The sequence below is a fragment of the Nostoc sp. genome (assembly GCF_036918245.1).
In the GTDB taxonomy this organism is placed as follows: domain Bacteria; phylum Cyanobacteriota; class Cyanobacteriia; order Cyanobacteriales; family Nostocaceae; genus Nostoc.
The window spans coordinates 18,912-40,057 of record NZ_JBALEF010000010.1; the positions used below are offsets into that span (position 1 = coordinate 18,912).

20 protein-coding genes are annotated in these 21,146 nt (G+C 40.3%); 9 read left to right on the top strand and 11 right to left on the bottom strand.

Going from position 1 to position 21,146, the window contains the following annotated elements; all coding sequences use genetic code 11:
- Window positions 1–410: 410 nt before the first annotated feature.
- The 5 genes from V7L12_RS02270 to V7L12_RS02290 all read right to left on the bottom strand — a co-directional run bounded on the left by V7L12_RS02270 (window position 411) and on the right by V7L12_RS02290 (window position 5,603).
- Window positions 411–824 (bottom strand): GlcG/HbpS family heme-binding protein, encoded by a 414-nt coding sequence (locus V7L12_RS02270; RefSeq protein WP_334745051.1) that lies wholly within the window; start codon window positions 822–824, stop codon window positions 411–413.
- Between the two features lie 297 nt (window positions 825–1,121).
- Window positions 1,122–1,754, bottom strand: coding sequence for a response regulator transcription factor (locus V7L12_RS02275; protein ID WP_335081746.1), 633 nt, complete (start codon window positions 1,752–1,754; stop codon window positions 1,122–1,124).
- Entirely contained in the window at window positions 1,751–2,587 is an 837-nt protein-coding gene (locus tag V7L12_RS02280; protein ID WP_335081749.1) for a S1C family serine protease, read from the bottom strand. The genes V7L12_RS02275 and V7L12_RS02280 overlap by 4 nt, the downstream gene beginning before the upstream one ends.
- Before the next feature lie 331 nt (window positions 2,588–2,918).
- Complete coding sequence (locus tag V7L12_RS02285; RefSeq protein WP_335081751.1) at window positions 2,919–3,830, bottom strand: S1C family serine protease; 912 nt, start codon at window positions 3,828–3,830, stop codon at window positions 2,919–2,921.
- 492 nt (window positions 3,831–4,322) lie between these two features.
- Window positions 4,323–5,603 (bottom strand): cytochrome P450, encoded by a 1,281-nt coding sequence (locus V7L12_RS02290; protein WP_335081754.1) that lies wholly within the window; start codon window positions 5,601–5,603, stop codon window positions 4,323–4,325.
- A gap of 271 nt (window positions 5,604–5,874) precedes the next feature.
- On the opposite strand from V7L12_RS02290, the gene V7L12_RS02295 reads away from it, so the two are divergent.
- From V7L12_RS02295 to V7L12_RS02305, 3 genes are all read left to right on the top strand, one after another.
- Window positions 5,875–6,075, top strand: coding sequence for a hypothetical protein (locus V7L12_RS02295; protein WP_335081756.1), 201 nt, complete (start codon window positions 5,875–5,877; stop codon window positions 6,073–6,075).
- An 88-nt stretch (window positions 6,076–6,163) separates the two neighbouring features.
- Window positions 6,164–7,012 carry a uroporphyrinogen-III synthase gene (locus tag V7L12_RS02300; RefSeq protein WP_335081759.1) on the top strand — a complete coding sequence of 283 codons (849 nt, stop codon included), beginning with the start codon at window positions 6,164–6,166 and terminating at the stop codon, window positions 7,010–7,012.
- Between the two features lie 109 nt (window positions 7,013–7,121).
- Entirely contained in the window at window positions 7,122–7,421 is a 300-nt protein-coding gene (locus V7L12_RS02305; protein WP_334817309.1) for a 2Fe-2S iron-sulfur cluster-binding protein, read from the top strand.
- Between the two features lie 33 nt (window positions 7,422–7,454).
- On the opposite strand, the gene V7L12_RS02310 is transcribed toward V7L12_RS02305, so the two are convergent.
- Entirely contained in the window at window positions 7,455–7,634 is a 180-nt protein-coding gene (locus V7L12_RS02310; protein WP_335081761.1) for a hypothetical protein, read from the bottom strand.
- A 243-nt stretch (window positions 7,635–7,877) separates the two neighbouring features.
- Between V7L12_RS02310 and V7L12_RS02315 the strand changes: the two genes are divergently transcribed.
- Both V7L12_RS02315 and V7L12_RS02320 read left to right on the top strand, forming a co-directional pair.
- On the top strand, window positions 7,878–8,600 hold the full coding sequence (locus V7L12_RS02315) for a carbonic anhydrase (RefSeq protein WP_335081764.1): 723 nt from the start codon (window positions 7,878–7,880) through the stop codon (window positions 8,598–8,600).
- A gap of 1,064 nt (window positions 8,601–9,664) precedes the next feature.
- Window positions 9,665–11,173: a UbiD family decarboxylase gene (locus V7L12_RS02320; protein WP_335081767.1), complete on the top strand. Its 1,509-nt coding sequence runs from the start codon at window positions 9,665–9,667 to the stop codon at window positions 11,171–11,173.
- A gap of 205 nt (window positions 11,174–11,378) precedes the next feature.
- On the opposite strand, the gene V7L12_RS02325 is transcribed toward V7L12_RS02320, so the two are convergent.
- Entirely contained in the window at window positions 11,379–12,260 is an 882-nt protein-coding gene (locus tag V7L12_RS02325; protein WP_335081769.1) for a TauD/TfdA family dioxygenase, read from the bottom strand.
- Between the two features lie 287 nt (window positions 12,261–12,547).
- Here V7L12_RS02325 and V7L12_RS02330 point away from each other — a divergent pair, with 287 nt between their 5' ends.
- The 3 genes from V7L12_RS02330 to V7L12_RS02340 all read left to right on the top strand — a co-directional run bounded on the left by V7L12_RS02330 (window position 12,548) and on the right by V7L12_RS02340 (window position 15,636).
- Window positions 12,548–13,087 (top strand): SH3 domain-containing protein, encoded by a 540-nt coding sequence (locus tag V7L12_RS02330; protein WP_335081771.1) that lies wholly within the window; start codon window positions 12,548–12,550, stop codon window positions 13,085–13,087.
- Between the two features lie 83 nt (window positions 13,088–13,170).
- Entirely contained in the window at window positions 13,171–13,944 is a 774-nt protein-coding gene (locus V7L12_RS02335) for a DUF4058 family protein (RefSeq protein WP_335081773.1), read from the top strand.
- 237 nt (window positions 13,945–14,181) lie between these two features.
- The gene (locus tag V7L12_RS02340) at window positions 14,182–15,636 is read left to right on the top strand and encodes a tetratricopeptide repeat protein (RefSeq protein WP_335081776.1); all 1,455 of its coding nucleotides are present in this window, start codon (window positions 14,182–14,184) and stop codon (window positions 15,634–15,636) included.
- Window positions 15,637–16,305: 669 nt separating this feature from the next.
- Here the strand turns inward: V7L12_RS02340 and V7L12_RS02345 are convergent.
- A complete protein-coding gene (locus V7L12_RS02345) occupies window positions 16,306–16,656 on the bottom strand; it encodes an endonuclease domain-containing protein (protein WP_335081778.1) in 351 nt (116 codons plus the stop codon).
- 325 nt (window positions 16,657–16,981) lie between these two features.
- Here V7L12_RS02345 and V7L12_RS02350 point away from each other — a divergent pair, with 325 nt between their 5' ends.
- Window positions 16,982–18,604 carry a tetratricopeptide repeat protein gene (locus V7L12_RS02350; protein ID WP_335081780.1) on the top strand — a complete coding sequence of 541 codons (1,623 nt, stop codon included), beginning with the start codon at window positions 16,982–16,984 and terminating at the stop codon, window positions 18,602–18,604.
- Between the two features lie 154 nt (window positions 18,605–18,758).
- Here V7L12_RS02350 and V7L12_RS02355 read toward each other — a convergent pair whose 3' ends face one another.
- The 3 genes from V7L12_RS02355 to tyrA all read right to left on the bottom strand — a co-directional run bounded on the left by V7L12_RS02355 (window position 18,759) and on the right by tyrA (window position 21,117).
- Complete coding sequence (locus tag V7L12_RS02355; RefSeq protein WP_335081783.1) at window positions 18,759–19,202, bottom strand: hypothetical protein; 444 nt, start codon at window positions 19,200–19,202, stop codon at window positions 18,759–18,761.
- A gap of 8 nt (window positions 19,203–19,210) precedes the next feature.
- Window positions 19,211–19,810, bottom strand: a complete 600-nt coding sequence (locus tag V7L12_RS02360) for a multicopper oxidase domain-containing protein (RefSeq protein WP_335081785.1) — start codon at window positions 19,808–19,810, stop codon at window positions 19,211–19,213.
- 107 nt (window positions 19,811–19,917) lie between these two features.
- Window positions 19,918–21,117, bottom strand: a complete 1,200-nt coding sequence (tyrA, locus tag V7L12_RS02365; protein WP_335081787.1) for a bifunctional chorismate mutase/prephenate dehydrogenase — start codon at window positions 21,115–21,117, stop codon at window positions 19,918–19,920.
- Window positions 21,118–21,146: the final 29 nt, after the last annotated feature.

The following is a 21,146-nucleotide window of genomic DNA, read 5'->3' on the forward strand; positions in this document are numbered from 1 at the left end:
AGTAATGAATCAAATGTGATATATACACCATGCCCTGATTGGAGGCTGTATGTCACGTCACTTCTCTACCAGACGCGCAAAGGACGCTTTGAGAACAATTGCAAGTTTTTTTTGGCAATGTAGGGCATCTAGGCTTAAAACAATACCTTCGATATCCAATGCTGCAATCAAATTTTGAACTGTACTCTGATTTTTGCCTCTGATCCGGAACAAGTTTACACAAAATAGCTAGAGTGCGAAGCTTTCCGGGATAAAAACTAACAAAAACACCAGGAGGAAACGCGCGTTTCCTCCTGGTGTTTGGTAGATGACTACAATAGTTAGGTGTGGTTACGATTTTTGGGTGGACTTGCTAATCTCACTGCTAAATGGGCGCTGCTTCTATTTTAAAGATGTCTAGTGTAATGGTATTAAAAAGCTGCGACAGCTGCCTCTGCTACAGCTTGATCCTGTTCACCGCTACCACCACTTACTCCGATCGCACCAACTATCTGCTCATCGCGTTGAAGTGGTATACCCCCGGCAAAGATCATGATTCGTCCTCCATTTGAGGCGTGAATACCATAAAATTGTTTTCCTGGTTGAGCATCCTCACCAAGGGATTTGGTAGAGAGATCAAACGCACGAGCAGTAAATGCTTTGTTAATTGAGATATCGATACTTCCGATCCACGCACCATCCATACGAATATGAGCAACAAGATTCCCGCCAGCATCAACAACCGCAAGATTCATTGGTTGTCCGATTGCACGAGCCTTCGCTTCTCCAGCCGCTAGTATTCGTCGTGCGTCATCCAAGGATACAGAATGTTTGTCAGAAGTCATGGTAATTCTTTCAATCGTAGAAATGTGTGCGTTGAGGGCGTGTCATCAATAAAGGATATCACGAGCATAAATTCTCCGTGTACCCCTTCAAGACTGGGAAGACTTCAAGCGCTCCTTAGGAACGTGGATTAAATAAAATGCAAAACTTCATCCTCTATCTTGCTTCCCTCTCCTTTATAAGGAGAGGGATTGAGGGTGAGGTAAGTCAGGGACATAAATTGTATATTATTTAATTCTTATTCCTTAGACGGGATCTTAGCTCATGATCAATTGCATTCAACTGATAATCACTACAGATCAAAGCATAATCAAACCCAGTCGCACACCCACAGCAACAGCCTCAGTGCGGCTGGAGACACCGAGCTTTTGAAAAATAGATGAGAGATGAAATTTGACGGTATGCTCAGAAATATGTAAACGTTTTGCGATCGCTTTATTCCCCAACCCTGACCCAAGCATTCCTAAAACCTCTATCTCCCGTGGTGTCAAGGTTTGTACAGGATTCGTGACGATTTTTTCGCGGATAGATAGTAATTCTACAGCATCCGGGTGCAGCACCAGTAAACCAAAAGCGATCGCCTCCACAGCCGCGACAATTTCTGACTCTGTACTAGTACTGGGCAATATTCCCCGGATACCAGAACGTAACGCCGTCTCTAAGTCGATGCTGTCGAGTTCTTCAACAATGACGATCATTCCTAATGGATATTGCTGTTCTTGAATAATCAGCAATTTTTCCCACACCGCTTGTTGAAAATTACCGCTCAAATCTACCAGCACCACATCTGGCTGTAATTGCCCAACTTCACTCGCCAATACATCCAAATCAGATGCACTCCCCACAACCGTCAACCGAGGATTGGTAGTCACTACAGTTGATAACCCTGCTCGTACCACAGGGGAAGTAGCAACTACCATCACCCGGATCATGTCGCCTCCACAGCAGTTTTATCAGACTGCACGGCAACATAAATTACGAATTGCTGTCTACCGCGTAGGAGTTGTAGCGGCACAGATCCTTTACTTTCATGGAGATATTTGGTTAAGTCATTCATGCTAGTGAATAATCGCCCCGAAACTCCAATTAAAACATCGCCGATTTGCACACCAGCAGTTTCCGCCACACTGTCAGGTAAAATTGACAATACCAATAAACCCAATCTACGCCGATCTAAAAGCACAGGTTGCAGCGTGACTCCCAGCTGCGGACGACTATTTCCCTGTAAAAAACGCTCAACGGTGTTGCTGGGAACTGCCACAGCCAAACCATTAGCAATCATCGTGTTAATTCCCACGACAAGGCCTTGACAATCGGCAAGTGGCCCCCCAGAATTACCAGGATACAGCCGCAAATCGGCCATAACTGCTCGTGGATTATTTGCATAGATAATTCCAGTTGTCACAGCACCACTGTCAGCAAAGGGATTACCCACCGCCAAGACTAATTCACCCACTCGTAGCGCCTCAGAATTGCCGATAGTTGCAGCAGTTAAATCAGTGGCGACAATTTTCAGAGCTGCTAAATCCTGCTGTGGATCAAATTGGGTACGCACCGCATCAAATACTTTTCCGTCTGCCAATTCCACAGTTGCGCGGTTGCTGGTTGCCACATGAGCATTAGTGATAATTAGTCCGTCAGGTTGCCAAATGACACCAGAACCGACTCCTAGAGAGCCACTTTTTACTTTGACAGTGCAATCGCGTAGTTTAGCAGCTACCTCTGTCAATTCAGCAGCGACGTTAGTTAATGTTGTGTTTGCCATGTTATACAATTTTTGAGCATGTCAAAGTAGAATCAGTAAAACGTTCGAGCAAAAAGGTCGAAGTTCCAAGTTCAAAGCTTGAACGTTTGAGCAAAAAGGTCGGAGTTTCGTGTTCAAAGCTTGAACGTTCGAGCCAAAAGGTTGAAGTTTCGTGTTCAAAGCTTGAACGTTCGAGCAAAAAGGTCAAAGTTCCGTGTTCAAAGCTTGAACGTTCGAGCAAAAAGGTCAAAGTTTCGTGTTCAGAGGTCAAAGTTTCGAGTTCAGAAGCTCAAATGAATAGAAAATTTAGATAAATCTTCACAGAGCTAGTTAAACCTATCCCAAATTGGCATTATTCCTCCTTAGTCGGTCGTTCGCCAAGTGCGATCGCTAACTCAATTAACACTCCACCCCGGACAACTTGCACTTTGACAGTTTTACCAATGCGATCGCTACTATTGAGCAGCGCCAACACATCACCTGTATCGCCCACAGTTACGCCATCAAACGTTACCAAAACATCGCCAAGCAGCACACCTGCATTGTCAGCAGGCCCCGAAGCCTCAACATTGACAACAATTACCCCAGTTGCCGAACTTAAATTGAGAGCAGTTTTTAGATTCTTTGGTAAACGTACAGGTTGCATTCCCACACCCAAGTAGCCCTTAGAAATGCGTCCTTTTGCTACTAATTGGTCAACCACGCGATCGACAGTAGCAGTGGGAATAGTCAGAGCAGTACCACGCCGCCCCGATGTATTCATACCTACCACAAAACCAGCAGCATCTACGAGCGGCCCACCCGCAAAGCCAGAGTAAAGGGTGATGTCTGGGCGGATGAATTGGTCAATATTGCCGCCACTCATACTCCGCCAAGCACCGCTAACTACGCTCACCGCACCCATTGCCGCCCTTAAGTCACCTTCACTACCTCTTGCTAACCCTAATACCAGATGACCGACTTTGAGCGTTTTAGCATCGCCAACTTTTGCTACAGGTATTTCTGCATTTTCTAGTTTAAAAACAGCTATATCGGTGCTAGAATCATGACCAACGAGTGTTACTGGTGCAGTGCTACCATTTGATAAGGTAATGGTGATATCGTCATAGCGCTGAAGAGACTCATCAGAGGTAACAATAATGCCATTACGCCAGTGAATGCCGCTTGGGGAAATACGAGTACCCCCATTCACTGCAACTACAGCAATCCCAGCTTGTTCTACGGTGTCAGCTAAACTGTTGGACAAAGCCAGTAATGAAGACATAAGATTTTCCGCAAACGTTTTTAGATATTCAGATCGTGCCGTTTTATCAACACAGATGACATCGGAAAAATGGGGAGTAATTCATCCTAGAAAAATGGCTAGGATTTACATTCAGCTTTTTGGCATTAAACCTTTTGCAAAAGTCCCTAACACTCTACTCCCAATCCCTTCCTGCAAGCAGAGAGGGGAGCGTTTGCTTTATTCAAATGTGGGATGGGGTTCTGTATTTTTGATTTATGCAAGAGGTCTAATATTCCAATGTCATCAGCAATTGGTCTTCTAAGCAGAGCTTACCTGGCCGTCCTATTTTTTGTTTTGGTAGGCTGTGCAGTAAGCGAAGCCATGCCGTTAGGCTTATCGCCCTACCTCTAACGTCTGATTAAGGCATTGCATAAATGCGGGATGATTTGGCGGTTGAAACCATTGAAAATTCGTTCCTGATTGGGCGAAATCATCCCATAATTCTGCAACGCCTAAAGATTAAATAACCACTCATACTACCTTGTCGAATTCAATATAGAGGTACTTCAGTCCCCGCATGAGTATATTTGGTAAGTACTGATAACCGGATTGTCCCAAGCGGATGTTCTTAAGCCGTAGCAACAATCGCTGATATGCAATCTGCATTTCCTTACGAGCAAGCATAGCACCTAAACAAAAATGAATCCCATGACCAAAAGATAGGTGATTGTTGGCATTATGGCGGCGCACATCGAAACGCTCACCCTCAATAAATTTTATCGGGTCGCGGTTAGCAGCATCGAAGCGGATCATGACCAAAGACCCAGCTTGGAGAGCAACGTCTCCTAGTTTTATATCTTCCGTCACAACTCGCCACATTCCCGCTGTTGGACTTTCCATCCGTAGAACTTCTTCAACAAAGTTCTCTAACTGCGAAATATCTGTTTGTAGCAACTTTATTTGCTCTTTATTGTTTGCCAGCAACAACATCCCACCTGCGAGCGCACTGGTGACAGTTTCATTGCCAGCCACTAATATCTGCTGAATTATACTCAGCAGTTCAGCAGTATCAAGCGATCGTCCAGCTACCTTCGCCTGTACCAAGTCAGTGATCAAATCATCTTGAGGCTGTTTTTGGCGCGAGTCTATGACATCCTTGAAATAATGCTGGAAAGCAACAACATCTTTAGCACACTCAATCTCCTGCTCTCTAGAGAGTGTGTGGCCTAGACGTGCAATAAAAGCATCAGACCATTGCTTGAACTTTGGTATATCTGCTTGCGGCACACCTAACTGTTGAGCAATAACTTTGAGCGGTAAAGCTACGGCAAACTCACTGACGAACTCACACTTGCTGCGATCGATGAAACTGTCAATCAGTTCATCAACAATCTGCTCAATCAAGTCAGACATTTTGTTGACACGCTCAGAGGTGAATGCTTTATTCACCAGCGCTCGAAATCGCTCGTGTTCTGGCGGATCTGCTGTGAGCAGGGTGTTCATCTGAGGCCAGCCTTGAGCGGAAATTTTCTGCAACTCATCATCCTGTTCTTCTTTTCCAGCCAGTAAAGTAGAGAAATTGCTAGAGAATACTCTTGTATCCTTAAGAATTTCTCTCACCAAGTCATAGCTGGTAACGAGAAAGAGTTTTGCTCCTGTTCTGGAACTAGGTAGCTCCATAATTGGTGCTTGCTCCTGTGCCAGCTTGTAGAATTCATAAGGACACACAAGCACTTCTGGGTCAAAGAAGTTGTAGTCCGACAGATGCTTCATGCTTTTAATGGTGGTCAGTGATGGTTTACTTTGAGTCATTGTGCAGTCAACATCATCTTAACAAGTTACTTATCGTTACCTCAAAAATGAGCTAACGGTAAATAACTTTATCTTGCACAGAAAGACTGGGCGTTAGATACCAATTTCAGATTGAGACGTAAAGGAATTAGTCAATTAATAATCTTCAGCCACAAAAAGCGTTAGCATTCGCGCAGGGAATTTTGAACTAGACAAGTTTGCTCAACTGGTGTCAGATGCGCCCGATTGAGTGCAGTGGATGGGGTAAAGTAAGTTATTAGAGTTGTGTGATGTGCTACGCCCCGCCTTAAGAGCGATTGCTGGCTGTGAAGGAGGCGCTGTCAGAGTGACGTTATGGGAATGCTACGGAGTTGTTTATCAATCTGACTTTTCCCGTTATCTCCTTAATGGAGCGATGTCTACGACGGGCTACGCCTATGCTTACTATACGCCTAGCCTAAAGCCCTATTCTCTGGTGATTAATTGTCATTAAAATTAACTTGTCGAGAATAAATATAGTGAAAAACCCTTGCTATTTCGTTGTTTGACGACTTAATCGGAAAAGTCAGTTCGATAAACAAATGTACACCGAATCAAGAGAAATCAATCTGCTGACTCCATCTAGAAACTTACCTCTATATGGCAAGAGAATTTTAATAACAGCACCGAGAAATTATGCTTATAGGTTATCCGAACAAATCATCAAAAAAGGTGGTTTACCTGTTTTCATGCCTACTATTGAAACCTGCTATTTATCAAACTACACCCTTTTAGATACCGCTTTAGCCCATATCAGCGAATTTGATTGGATTCTTTTCACAAGTAGAAACGGAATCGCTGCATTTTTTCACCGCATAAATGATTTGAATATTCCTATATCAGTGGTGCAAAAATGTCAATTATGTGCTTTAGGAAAAGATGCAGAAAGCTTATTATCTTTTTCTGGCAAAGTGGATTTAATTCCAACAGAATCTAGCCCAGCTGGAATTGTAGCTGAATTAGCGAAACTTCCGCAAATTCACGAGAAAAAAGTGCTGATACCTGCTCCAGAAGTTGTGGGTTTGCCTGAACCTGATGTTGTACCTAATTTGATTACGGATTTACAACAATTGGGCATAGAAGTAACTCGCGTACCCACATATATTACGCGGGGTTTAGACAAAAGTATCTACGGTATTGAATTAAACCTGATGCGTCAAGCAATTATTGATGTAATTGCTTTTAGTAGCACAGCGGAAGTAGAAAGCTTTTTGACAATGGTTAACTTGCAAAGCGATTACGAACATTGTGTTGTTGCATGTTTTGGCCCTTACACCACTGCTAATGCCCAAAAGTTGGGTATGACTGTCTCTATCGTGTCTAGAGATTACAGTTCATTTGAGGGATTTGCTGAAGCGATCGCAGCATTTTTTACTCTAGCTTCCGGTTAAAACTAAGCGTCTCAAGATGTAGAATAATCAACTAGATTTCACTCTAGACTAGCTGCACATAAACCCGTAGTATCGAAAAAGGAGTTTATATTGAGTTAGGAATTTTTACATGGCAACTTACAACGTTACATTGCGTACCCCAGAAGGCGAAAAAGTAATTGAAGTCCCTGATGATGAGTACATCCTAGAGATCGCTAACGAGGAAAATGGACTAGACTTGCCCTATTCCTGTAACGCTGGTTCTTGCTCTACCTGCACCGGCAAGTTGATTTCAGGTACAGTTGACCAATCGGATCAGAACTTCTTAGACAACGATCAAATGGACGCGGGATGGGTTCTTACCTGCGTTGCCTATGCCACTTCTGATTGCGTTATCGAAACCCATCAAGAGGAAGCGCTTAACGCTTAAGAGCGGGTAAGGGTTGAGGGCATTGGTGTCAACTTAAGCCCAAACCCTTTTTAAATCTCGTTTATCTGGCTGAAAATGCTGCTCATTGGGCTGCTGCCTCCGTTGCTGGCGGTAGTAGCCGTCCATTGTATACGTTACTTTAAAAAAGGTGTGGAAATTAAGCTGCGATCGCAAATGGTTATAAATGTGCAGCAACGTTTTGATAATTTGCATTCTCTGAAGGATTAGCCAAAACTTACAACTGCTTCCACAATCCCACCGCCGACATTCAACAATTGCGTGCATGATAAAGGCAAGATAAAAGGCGAAGAGTAATAAATAGACTGTCTTAGCGAGTGAGCGATGCCTGCTGACGTGAATATTAAATGACTCTTAAACCGTGTCATCAGGTACTCTTGCATCTTACTTAAGTCTGATATCTTCTGGGGAACAGCTTTATTGTTGTCAGGTAGATTGATGAGTCGAATTAATGGATTTGTCGGGCGACGTAATTTCTTGAAATTCGCCAGTGTTGTAGGTATTGCAGCTACTACTTTTGGTGATATCTTTTGGAATACAGAGCAAACTGCTGTTGCTGATATTCACCCAGTTAACCCTAATTCAATCAGTCCGAATCAAGCCATCAGACGCTTGCTTGATGGTAATCAAAGATTTATCCATCAAAAACGTCAATATCCCGATCAATCACTAGAACACCTACGATTAGTTGCTAAAGCTCAGTATCCCTTTGCCGCCATATTGGGCTGTGCAGATTCTAGAGTACCTGCAGAAATTGTCTTCGATCAAGGACTTGGAGATTTATTTGTCGTACGAGTTGCTGGTAATGTTGTCAGTGACACGGTTATAGGTAGTCTGGAATATTCTACAGCAGTATTGGGTTCGCAGTTGATTATGGTTTTGGGTCATAGAAGATGCGGTGCAGTAGCAGAAGCAATCAAAAACGAACCACTTCCTGGAAGAATTGGTTTGATTATTGAGGGCATCAAACCATCTGTAGAAAGGGTAAAGTTCAGAACGGGTGATAATATGCAAGATGCAGTTGTAGCCAACATTCAGTATCAGACTGAAAAATTGCAAGAAAGCTCAACTATTTTAGCTAAATTGCTTGGTGAAGGTAAACTAAAAATTGTTGGTGCTTGTTACGATATTGACACTGGTAAAGTCAACATTATTACTTGAATATCTCACACTTTTTAAGTGTAAAATTCTTAGTTCGATGATGTTGCAAAAAATTATTAGTTATATATTTTTATTGATAATTTTGAAAATTAATTAAATTCATTAATCGGGGCGTACAGCTATCATAGGTGTCAACTTACAGCAATTTTCATGTATTTGAACTACATCTGTTGTAGGGGCGCAAGGCCTTGTGCCCCTACCGCGTGGTCTATTTACCTGAAAATAGCTGTTGAAATCTCCTGACTGCATGAGTTTTGCCCTCATCCCCAGCCCCTCTCCCAAATTGGGGGATCAAATTCTCCAGTTCCCCTTCTCCCATTTTGGGAGAAGGGGTTAGGGGATGAGGGCAACCCTAAAACTTTTGCTAAACCTAACTTTTACATTAACTTGATAACAATGTACAGTTGTACACCTCTACAGCCAATGCATTTGTTATAAATATTTTTGAAAATAGTGTTAGCGATGTTTGAGTTGATCTACGCTAACGCAAACTCACGAAAATTTAGAAAAAACTTAAAGCTTGTAACAAATAAACCCAGCAGGGACTATATAACAAGGCCGCCTGCCAGGAGGGTATAGTATATTTTGGCCATGTTTGATTGGTTAGCACTTATTTGTAAAAAATAATTGCGTATCCCTAAATACAATAACTAAATGCTTCGGAAAACACAGTTAAGAAAAGTTACTAAATAGGTTAATTTCCAATTAAAACCCAATACGCTTGGGTTAAGAGTTATTCGGTCTAGATAATTGGTCTTTCAAGACGCGATCAATCGCGTCTCTACATCAGGGTTTTGTTGCTCATTCTGAACTGTATTGAATTAAAACCAACAATTTCCCGAATGGGGAGGACAGGGAGGACAAGGGAGAATGATTGAACAAGTTTCTTCTTTGTCTCTTCCCAATGCCCAATCCCCACTTGCCCTGAGCGTACCCCTGCTCTTAAGCAAGCTACGCGTAGCTTCTCGTAGAGAAGCCGTTCGCGTAGCGTTCTGCAGGGAAGGGATGCCCCATAATATAAGAAAGCGCTTCACACTTCTTAAATAATCAGCTTTATTAGAACAATGGCGAGAGACTTGCGGGGATTCATGAAAATTTTGGAAGAAAGAGGACAATTACGGCGAATTTCAGCTTTAGTTGACCCAGATTTAGAAATTGCTGAGATTTCCAACCGGATGCTGCAAAAAGGTGGCCCAGGGTTGTTGTTTGAAAACGTCAAAGGTGCTTCCTTCCCGGTGGCGGTGAATTTGATGGGAACTGTGGAAAGGATTTGCTGGGCGATGAATATGCAGCATCCAGAGGAGTTGGAAACTCTGGGGAAAAAACTAAGTATGCTGCAACAGCCAAAACCACCGAAGAAGATTTCCCAGGCGATAGATTTTGGAAAAGTGCTGTTTGATGTGGTGAAGGCGAAACCAGGACGAGACTTTTTCCCCGCTTGTCAGCAAGTTGTGCTTCAAGGTAATGATTTAGATTTAAATAAGTTGCCTTTGATACGTCCTTATATTGGTGATGCTGGCAAGATTGTCACGCTGGGACTAGTAATTACCAAAGATTGTGAGACGGGGACTCCAAATGTAGGTGTGTATCGTTTACAACTACAATCTCAGAATACGATGACGGTTCACTGGTTATCGGTGCGGGGTGGGGCGAGGCATTTGCGAAAAGCAGCCGAACGTGGGAAAAAATTAGAAGTTGCGATCGCACTTGGTGTAGATCCTCTAATTATCATGGCAGCAGCTACACCCATCCCTGTAGATTTATCAGAATGGCTGTTTGCTGGACTATACGGCGGTTCTGGTGTGCAATTAGCAAAATGTAAAACTGTAGATTTGGAAGTTCCCGCAGATTCCGAATTTGTCTTGGAAGGAACGATTACACCAGGGGAAGTCTTACCAGATGGGCCATTTGGCGACCACATGGGTTATTACGGCGGCGTTGAGGATTCGCCATTGGTACGCTTTGAGTGTATGACGCACCGGAAAAATCCAATTTACTTAACAACATTTAGCGGTCGTCCACCGAAAGAAGAAGCGATGATGGCGATCGCACTAAATCGCATTTATACTCCCATACTGCGGCAACAAGTATCAGAAATTGTCGATTTCTTCCTCCCAATGGAAGCTTTGAGTTACAAAGCAGCGATTATTTCCATTGATAAAGCATATCCAGGACAAGCGCGACGGGCGGCTTTAGCATTTTGGAGTGCTTTACCACAATTTACATACACCAAATTTGTAATTGTTGTGGATAAAGACATAAATATTCGCGATCCGCGTCAAGTTGTGTGGGCGATTAGTTCCAAAGTTGACCCAGTGCGGGATGTCTTTATTCTGCCAAATACACCTTTTGATACCTTGGATTTTGCCAGTGAGAAGATTGGCTTAGGTGGACGTATGGGAATTGATGCGACTACAAAGATTCCGCCGGAAACAAACCATGAATGGGGTTTGCCTTTAGAATCTGACCCAGATGTGGCGGCGATGGTAGAGAGACGATGGGCGGAGTATGGTTTGGCAGAGTTGCAGTTAGGAGAAGTAGACCCGAATTTGTTTGGCTATGATATGAAGTAACCTGTTATAGATTGATACAGTTTAGATAGAGCAACAAAATCCTGATGTAGAGACGCGACAAATCGCGTCTTGAAAGACCAATTATCTACACCAATAACCCTTAACTGAAAAGTATTGTGTTATAGATAATGCAGTAATAGCATAGCAATGCTGTTCCCTTACGACAGATATCATTTAAATAAATGAAAACTGCTGTAATTAAATATCAAAATGAAAAAGCTGGAGAACACAGCCTGATATAAATATCTCTTTGATCGTCAGCAAAAGACCTTCTCCCATGAAGTATTCTTGTATTATCAATCATTAAAATATCGCCTTTTTGCCACGAAATTTCCGTAGTTATTTTTTCAGCAATTTCATTAAGTTCAGATACAACCTCTTCAGGAATTTCTGAATCATCTTCAAAATTAAGAATCTTTGGGCTTAACTGCTTTGTGGGTAATAGACTATTAATAAATACCTGATACTTTCCACATCTGCTAGGGATAATGGCTGGAGAGATATATTCAAGCAGAATCGATTTATCGTTATTTACTGTCAGATGCGTATTATTCTTCTGACACATTTCTTCTAGCTGATTCAAATCATCTGTTTGATATTTTTTCTGCCAGTCCTCTTGAGATATCCGAACAGTAAATTTTAACTTCTTTTTACTGAATAACTCTTTGGTTGAACTACTAATTTCATTAAAAAACTGTCTGCCATCACATACCGTAGTTTCACCATCTTCTACTGGTGGATTAGCACAGAAAAACCACAACATAAGTGGGATATTCTGCTGATAATACATTTCGCCATGCAACTTAATCTCAGATTTAAAATCATTGACGCTTAAAAGAGTCTCATCTCCATTAATTACCCTTCTACTGAATGCACCACCAGCATAATTGATAAAATCAATACTCAAGAGATTGGTAAATTCTTTAAAAATATCAACATCAACATCAAATCCTCTAAAAAGTAAGATTCCATTAGCCTTAAATAAGTTAATAATTTCTTCTTTGTCTAATTCTAAAATACTCACCTTGTCGAGATTACTAATTTTTTGAACTATGCTATCTAATATGGAATGTATTTTTTTATTCATATAACTTAATGAATCTATGTCGAAATTTTAACTTACTGTTGGCGTTAACCACACCATATACTGACACATTAATACTCAATGATATCGTTGTGTTGCATCCATCAGCGTAGGCGTAGCCCGTCGTAGACATCGTAGGACTAAATTTTGTAAAATTAAAAGTGTTATTACAGTACTAAAATCTCTTTGAGAGAACTACATTACAAAGTTAACCCTAATTTGTTTAAGTAGATTCTGAGATATAAATAAGACTCCAACCTTGGTACTGATGCTAGAAACTCGAATAAATTATGACAAAAAAAGCAAAAAATCGAGCATCAAAGTTAGCAATCGGATTGGCATTCAGTTGTATTAGTGTGATACTCAACATAGGTATAGCTAATGAAATAAGTTTAGCGAAATCAAGTAATTCTCAAAAGTGCGATCTTTTTGCCTACGTCATCGATACAGATGCCCAAGGTTTAAATGTGCGGAGCGGTGCAAGTACAAATAACGTAATTATAGGACAAATACCCATCAACGAAACAGTTCAGGTTATTGGTGCTGCTGGAAATTGGGTGCAGATTACTAATGCTAGTAATGGTTTTCAAGGAACTGGATGGGTATTTGTGCCAAAGTTAGGCTTAACAACGCGTGGCTACGGTACTAACGGCGTGTATTTATATACTGGCATAAATCAAGAAAGCCAAAAAGCGAGAAGAATTCCTGCTAATACGCCTGTCAAATTGCTAGGTTGTCAAGGAGATTGGGCGCAGGTGGAATATCAAGGTGTTAAAGGTTGGTTGACAAGGGAAGATCAATGTGGTGCAGCCCTTACTAGTTGTTCTTAGAACCCCACCCCCAACCCCCTCCCCGCTTGCGAGGAGGGGGCTATGAGAATTATTTTTAAAATTTTGGTTTTGAGATATTTGTTATGGCTTATCCATTTCCAGGAATGAACCCGTATTTAGAAGATCCTGAATTATGGCCAGGAGTACATGGGAGACTAATAGTTGCGATCGCAGATTACCTCTCTCCTCAATTACGTCCTAAATATTTTGTCGCCATTGAAGAACGAATTTATCAAACTACTGGCGATGATAAACTCTTGGTTGGTATTCCTGATGTAATAGTACAAAATTCACAGACAGCAATAAATCCTAAAATACCGAATATAGCTGTAGCTACACCTGCTATTCAACCTAAAACGGTAACAGTTCCCATACCTGAGATAGTAAAGGAAAGATATTTAGAGGTGCGAAAGGTAGCAACAAAAGAAGTAGTAACAGTAATTGAAATTTTATCACCTAAAAATAAACGTACAGGAGAAGGACGGAACGCATACGAAACTAAGCGACAGCGAGTATTGGGAAGTTCAACACATTTGGTGGAAATTGATTTATTACGCGTTGGGGAACCAATGTTAGTTTTTGGGGATGGTACGCAAAATGATTATCGGATTTTGGTTAGTCGGGCACAAAACCGTCCCCAATCTGATTTATATGCCTTTAATTTGGAAGATGTAATTCCTACATTTCCGTTACCTTCGCGAATTGGTGATAGTGAACCATTGGTAGATTTGCACAGTTTATTAGCTGGAATTTATGACCGCGCAAGTTATGACTTAGTAATAGATTACAGTCAAGAGCCAGTATTACAATTGTCAGAACAGAATACTGTTTGGGCAGACGCATTATTGCGCGGATAGAAACTGCGCTAAAGAAGAAAATAAGAGTGAAACTAGGGCTATGATTTGGTAATAGATTATAATAGATTACAGTCAACAGCCAGTACCAGGGTTATCAGAAGCAGATGGTGGTTGATGCGCTGCTGCGGGAGAAGGGTTTACAGTAGTGTGATCGTTTATAGGAATTTGAGATTTATGTTCGTTAATTGGGAATACTAACTTTGGATTTCTAATTAGATAAAATCAAATTCTCCCAAAATGGACTGGATAACTACACTTAGGGCACACCAAGCTGACTTTATCGAAAGACTAAAATCTGGTTACTTATTATATTGTGATAAGGAAGGTCAACACAGTGAATTAACTGTCATCTCCGGGGATAGATTAGAGAGACTACGGCATTTTTGCTGGCAGATGGCTGAAAAGTATAAGAAAACCTCTTCAGTCCGTGATGTTTTTATTAATAACTTAAAACGAAAACTTGGTGAAGAAGTTGTCAAAGATCGTTTAGGAAAATTAGTGACAGAAATTGATTATGAAAAAAAACTTAGGGGAGATGGCAAAGTAGATTTTACCCTAAATTATAACCCATCTGTGGGTATTCAAGTAAAAGCTCGTCATCGCAGTATTGACACGGTGAAATGGTGGATTAGCAAAGAGGAAATTGATAAAAATACTATTTTAGTGTGTATTTTAATTCAAGAATCAGTTAATGAAGCGCAGCCTAAGTATAATCTTGTATCGGCTGGTTTTTTGCCTATCGGTATGATTGATATTACTAATGGTACAGCTTCATTAGGAATAGATGCATTGCTATATATTAGTGGTTTACACAGCTATATATCAAGCTTGAATTATCCTAAAGAGCAAGTTGTTTTAGCAACCAATAAAATCGCAAAAAACAAAAGTGAAGATGAACAGAATGAGTATAAAAAAGATTTTAATATAAAATATATAGAACATCAGACTATTATCTTAGTAATTGATTACTTCCTGCTTGGCAATTTATGTCTAGAACAAGATGATTATCAAGGTGCATTAGTTAACTACAATCAAGTTTTACAACTTAATCCAAATATAGCTGATGCTTATCTAGTCCGTGCTTGTACTCGTTGTAAATTAGGGGATATTCAAAGCGCTAAAGAAGATTTTGAACAGGCAATTTTAATTAATCCGGTTGATGCTCAATTGTATTTGAATAGAGGAAGTTTTCACTATGATACAGGAAACATTAATGATGCTATTGAAGATTATAATCAGAGCATAAAAATTATGATTATTAATTTTTATGCTCTTTTCATGCGTGGTAAAATATATGCTGAAATAGGAAATAAAAAAGCAGATATTGAAGATTATACTCAGTCATTAAAAATTAATATTAAATCTGCTGAAGCTTACTTTAATCGAGGGTTGTTGTATTATCAGACTAGAGAGACACAGAAGGCAATTGAAGATTTTAGTCAAGCAATAAGCATTGATAATAATAAAATTGAAGCTTACTTATTGCGTGGAATTGCTCGTTATGATAGACGAATAGATAAAGGAGCTATTATCGACTTTACTCAAGTAATAAAGCTAGACCCAAATCAAGCTTCAGCATATGTGAGGAGAGGTATTGTTTTTGATGAAATAAGGGAATATGAGAAGGCTATTGAGGATTTTGATTCAGCACTCATAATTAATCCTAACTTTGCCGAAGCATATGAAAACTGAGGGGCTGTTTATCGTAAGTTAGGACATATGCCATATACAATTAGAGATTTGCAAAAAGCTGCTAATTTTTACGAAAAACAAGGTAGGGATGAAGCTTATCAAAGAGTACTAGATATGCTTAGGCAAGTTTATGAATTACAAAATTTCCTATAATTAATCATTAAAGTTGTGAACGCCTGTAATATTTGCGATTGCGCTGCCGTTATCAAAAATTCAACTTACACTCCCTCACTTGTCTCATGCACTGAAAATCACTATCCTGTGAAATATTTGTCAAATGATGACGCAAAGCGATCGCACTCTCCCAACTCCCCAAATTGTAATAATTGTAATATATTAAGTTGAATTAAGAATTATTGCAAAATATAAACAAATTTTGGAAATATCACCCAAGCTAATTAAAAGGTTTACGCCGAATGGATATTTTAATAGAATAATCTCATCAAAAGATTCGCATAAATATAAATGGACTGGATTACACTACTGCGATCGCACACACCACCAAAAACCACATAATTAGCCCCCTCCTCGCTTGCGGGGAGGGGGTTGGGGGTGGGGTTCTATCTCTGCAAACAAGCACTAATATCCTGCAACACCCCCTCGATTCTCTCCAGAATCATCCTCATTTCTAAATCGCACAACCTGCAACCCCAAACTCTCCAAAAATTCTTAACGTATCGCATCTTCCTGTTGAGTGTAGTCGTGAATTTCGCCATCTACTTCCACCACTAACCGCGCTTCATTACAGTAAAAATCAACTATAAAACGGTCAATTGTTTGCTGACGGCGGAACTTGAAACCCAAAAGTTGCTTGTGTCTCAACTTCTCCCAAAGTAGCTTTTCCGCTAGAGTTGGTTCACACCGCATCTGTCGCGCCAATGGTTTAAGTTTTTTCCAAAGTTCGTCTGGGGTTTGCCAAGGGTATCCCGGAACCCCACCCCCTAACCCCCTCCCCGCCTGCGAGGAGGGGGGACTGGAGTTGGTGAGAGGCTTTGGGTTGGGGTTGTGATTTTCGGACATTTGCGATCTTGGTGGTTAGCTAATTAATATTTCATGTATTATTCCCAGCGATCGCACTCTTTTGTTAACTCCTCAAAACTCTGGCATAATCAAGACATGGACGCAATTTCAAAACTGATGTAAATTCTGCCAATGTCTAACGATGAATATGACAGTCTGTGGAAAGAAGCTATAGAAATCTACTTTCAAAAGTGGTAAGTTAAATTAAGAGTTATTGCAAAATAGTAAAAAATTTTTGGGGATATCGCCCAATTTAATTAAAAGGTTTACGCTGAATGGATATTTTAATAGAATAATCTCATCAAAAGATTCGCAGAAACAATAAATGGACTGGATTACACTACTGCGATCGCTACAGTCTGATTTTATTAAAAGGTTAGCATCTGGTTGTCTGCTTCATTGTGAAACAGAAGGTCAATATAGTGAATTAACTATAATTTCTGGAGAGAGGTTAAAGGCACTACGGGAATTTTGCTGGCAGATGGCTGAAAAATATAAGCGTGTTTTACCAGTCCGTGATGTTTTTCTTAGCTATCTCAAAGGTAAGTTGGGTGAAGAAGTTGTCAAAGAACGTTTAGCTGATTTTATTACCGAAGTTGATTATGAAAAGCGATTTGGCGGCGATGGTAATATAGATTTTACCTTGACTTCTGACCCATCTATTGGTATTGAGGTTAAATCTCGTCATGGTCGAATTGACAGAGTAAGATGGTCAATTAGTTCTGAAGAGGTTGAAAAAAATGCAGTTGTAGTTTGCATTTTGATTCAAGAAGATGTGAGTGAAGCACAATCTGAGTATCACCTTTTTGTGGCTGGTTTTCTCCCAACCCGAATGATTAAGTTGAAGACTGGTAAAATTTCTTTTGGGATAGAACAATTACTATATGGTGGTGGTTTATGGTGCTATCTAGAACAGTTACAATCTTCTATAAATAATTCTTCTCGGCAACAACCATCTATTTATAAATATCTTCCAAAACAGGAAATTCTATCTAAGCCAACTAATCATCAGGTACTAAAATCTTCTTTTCAGCCTGAATATCATAATGAAGATTTAAATATATTTTATCTAAAGCTGGCTGATGAATGCTTTCAAAAGGGAGAATATACAAATGCAATTACTAACTATAATCAAGCCTTACAAGTTAATCAGGGCAATGTTGATTTTTTATATTATAAACGAGGTTTAGCTCACTATCAAATAGGAGATTACGAAGCTGCGATCGCAGATTATACTCAGGCAATCCAGATGAATCTTTATGATGCAAAATCTTACAATAAACGAGGTTTAGCTCTCTATCAACTGGGGCGATTAGAGGAAGCGATTAATGATTATACCCAAGCTATTAGAATTAATCCTAATGTTGCCATAGCCTATAAAAATCGGGCTGAAGCTCGCTCTCATGTTGGAGATAACCAAGGAGCAATTGAGGATTATACCCAAGCGATTAAAATTAATCCTCATTATGCTGATGCTTATAAAAACCGTGGAATTGCTCGTTATTTATTAGGCTCTCAGCCAGGATTTCCTCAAGCAATCAAGATTAATCCTCAAGATGCCATAGCTTATAAAAAACGTGGTAATGCTCGTTCAGATTTAGGAGATTTTGAGGGTGCAATTGAAGATTATACTCAAGCAATCCAGATTAATCCTAGTTATGCTGATGCCTATTACAATCGTGCTAATGCTCGTTCAGATTTAGGAGATTTTGAGGGCGCAATTGAAGATTATACTCAGGCAATCCAGATTAATTTTAATTATGCTGATGCTTATTATAATCGTGGTAATATTCGTTTAGAAATTGCAGATAAACCGGGAGCAATTGAAGATTTTCAAAAAGCGGCAGACATCTATCGCCAAGAAGGTAAACTAAAAGCACTCAAAGATACACGAGAAATAATATTAGATTTAGAAATAGAAGAATCATTAGATATTTTAAACTTTTAGATAAATCTTATATAAAGTTGCCTCCAAAACTTGTTTACCATTTGGCTGATTTTAGTTGATTTAGGTGATACTGTTACTGATGAATTTTCTCTATAATTTGACCTGAATCAGCAACATCCGAATTAGGATTATCTAGTTTTTCAAATGAGCGAACCTACCTTTTCTTTTTTTTGATAGCCACTAAAACAGTTATACTTAGTATACCTAACATTAACGAAGACTCAGGGATAGGTGTTATAGAAAAAGAATTGAGGGGATAACCTGTGTAATAACCTTGCTCCCCTATTTCTAAGTAGTCATAAGTGTAAAACACATTATATGATGCTCCTCCTACAGTGTAAGCAAATCCGAATTCATCCAATGCCAGAGTTTCAGCTAATAAGAGATTGTCATTGTCAAGAAATGATCCTGGAGATAATAAAGACTCTATTGGGTTGCCATTTCTTGTGCCAGTAATATCTATAATTTCATAACTATTTGTGGCTGAATCGTAGGGCTTAGTTGTTAATTTTCCTGCAACTGTAACAATGTCGTTTGGGTCAAGTACACTCGTACCAGAGTAGGAAAAATTAAAAATTGCGGCTGAAACAGGAGCCATTGTAGTTGTCAAAAGGCAGACCATACTAGTGTGCCACCTATAGGATCGTCGTCATCCCGAATCAGATACATCCCAGCCAGACCGGCTTGGAGGTTCAAGGCAGTCATACCAAGGGAATGGTCATGATACCAGAGTGTCCCGGCTTCTTGATTGTTGTTGTAGTTGTACAAATTGCTCTGTCCGGGCAGGTAGGTGTCTTCTGGATAACCATCGCTGTCAGGTTCGGTATTGCTGCCGTGTAAGTGTATGACTGTCCGTGGGTTAGTTATATCAGACGCATTGACACCATGTAAGCTTGTATCAACTGACCCAGCTAATGGATGAGTACCGAGTTTGTTGAATACCCGAATCCTAACGGGCGTTCCCCTTGTTACCTCGAAAGTGGGGCCAAGATAAGACAATCCGCCGTAACCCCAGGTGGGAAAAGACCCTAAGCTGCTGTGGAACGAATGTTTACCTGGCGCAATATCTAAGGTACTAGGTGGTGAAATCGGGTATGAAATAGGCAGAGACTCGGTAAATTTTGAGAGTCGAGGCGAGGCTGCATAGGTTCTCTTGGCTTTGAGTACTTCGGGAAGCAGAATTCCTACTCCTAAACCTGCGCTCATCGTTAAAAATTGCTTTCTGGTTAACATTTTTGGTTATATTGTAAAAATTAGCGTTGAGTCTACAAGGTCTTGGATTTATGCAAGAACTCTCTGAAACTCTTATCGGCTCATGATGCTATAGGTTGATTAGCGATGGCTACGCCCGCCGTTGGCGTTCGCGTTAGCGTCTCTGAAAGAGAAGCCTCTCGTAGAGAAAGCATCGCACTTTGTTTATTAACAAAATATGGTTGTTTTTGTTCGACATCCCTAGCTGCTAAGAGTGTACTCAGGGTGTTAATCATCTGAGTACTTTCCTCTACAGCAGAGTTCATTTCTTCTCCCAAAATGCTATGAGTTATTTTGAACTCCCGAATCAGGCTATCTCGATCGTTGTGAATAATTAATTGCGCCAACCGATTATAAGTGAATGCTAGTCGTTTAATGGCTTCACGACGCTCTGATGTAGCAAGCATAATATCTACTATCAGAGGTGCAGACTGAGTGAATAAGCGGTCAACTATATCAATTTCTAGACGGAAAATTGGGCTAGAAAAATCTAAGCTTCGACGGATGTCAATCTCTTCTTCTGCTAGAAAAACCCCAAGACTAAAGGTTTTAAAGTTACGGATTGCTTGAACAGCAATCATCATTTGGTCGTGTTCTTCTGGTGTAGATACAATAAGTTTGCCACCATCATTTTGAATTAAATCCAGAAGCCATTGGAAAGCATCATCTCCACGACCAGAACAGACTACAACTTTTTGAGACAAGAACGATTTGATGCCTGGACCAAACATTGGATGCAAGCTCATTACAGGCCCGCTATGCGCCTCAAGCATAGTCTGTAATATTGGAGTTTTAATACTAGCAATGTCAGCTAAAGCAGTAGTTGGAGAAAGACATTTACCGAGTTTATAAATAACCTCTATTGTATGTTCAATCGGAACACAAACTAAAACTAAATCTGCTTTTTCTAGCAGTGATTCTGCTTGTTCCCAATCACCCCGATCGAGAATACTGACGTAGTGACCGGCGGCTGAGAACTTCTGCTGGAAGAAGTGCCCCATCATCCCCTGTCCGCCAACTAGAGTAACCCGTCGTGGCTTGGTCTTAGTTGGAGGCGAAAATGCACTAGCAACAGCAGAGCTACAACCTGTAACCAGGTTTTGCCACATTGACTCTGGAACACGAGCCTGCACCAAGTCAAATGCAAAATTAGTAATTTGTTCCTCTAAAGAAATGGATTGTGATTCAGCCAAAACTGCAATTCTTTTACCTAGTAAATCAATGAGTTGTTGGTCAATTTTTTTCAGCTTTTCTGGAAGCATAAGACTTTTCAAATATATTATTAATTTGT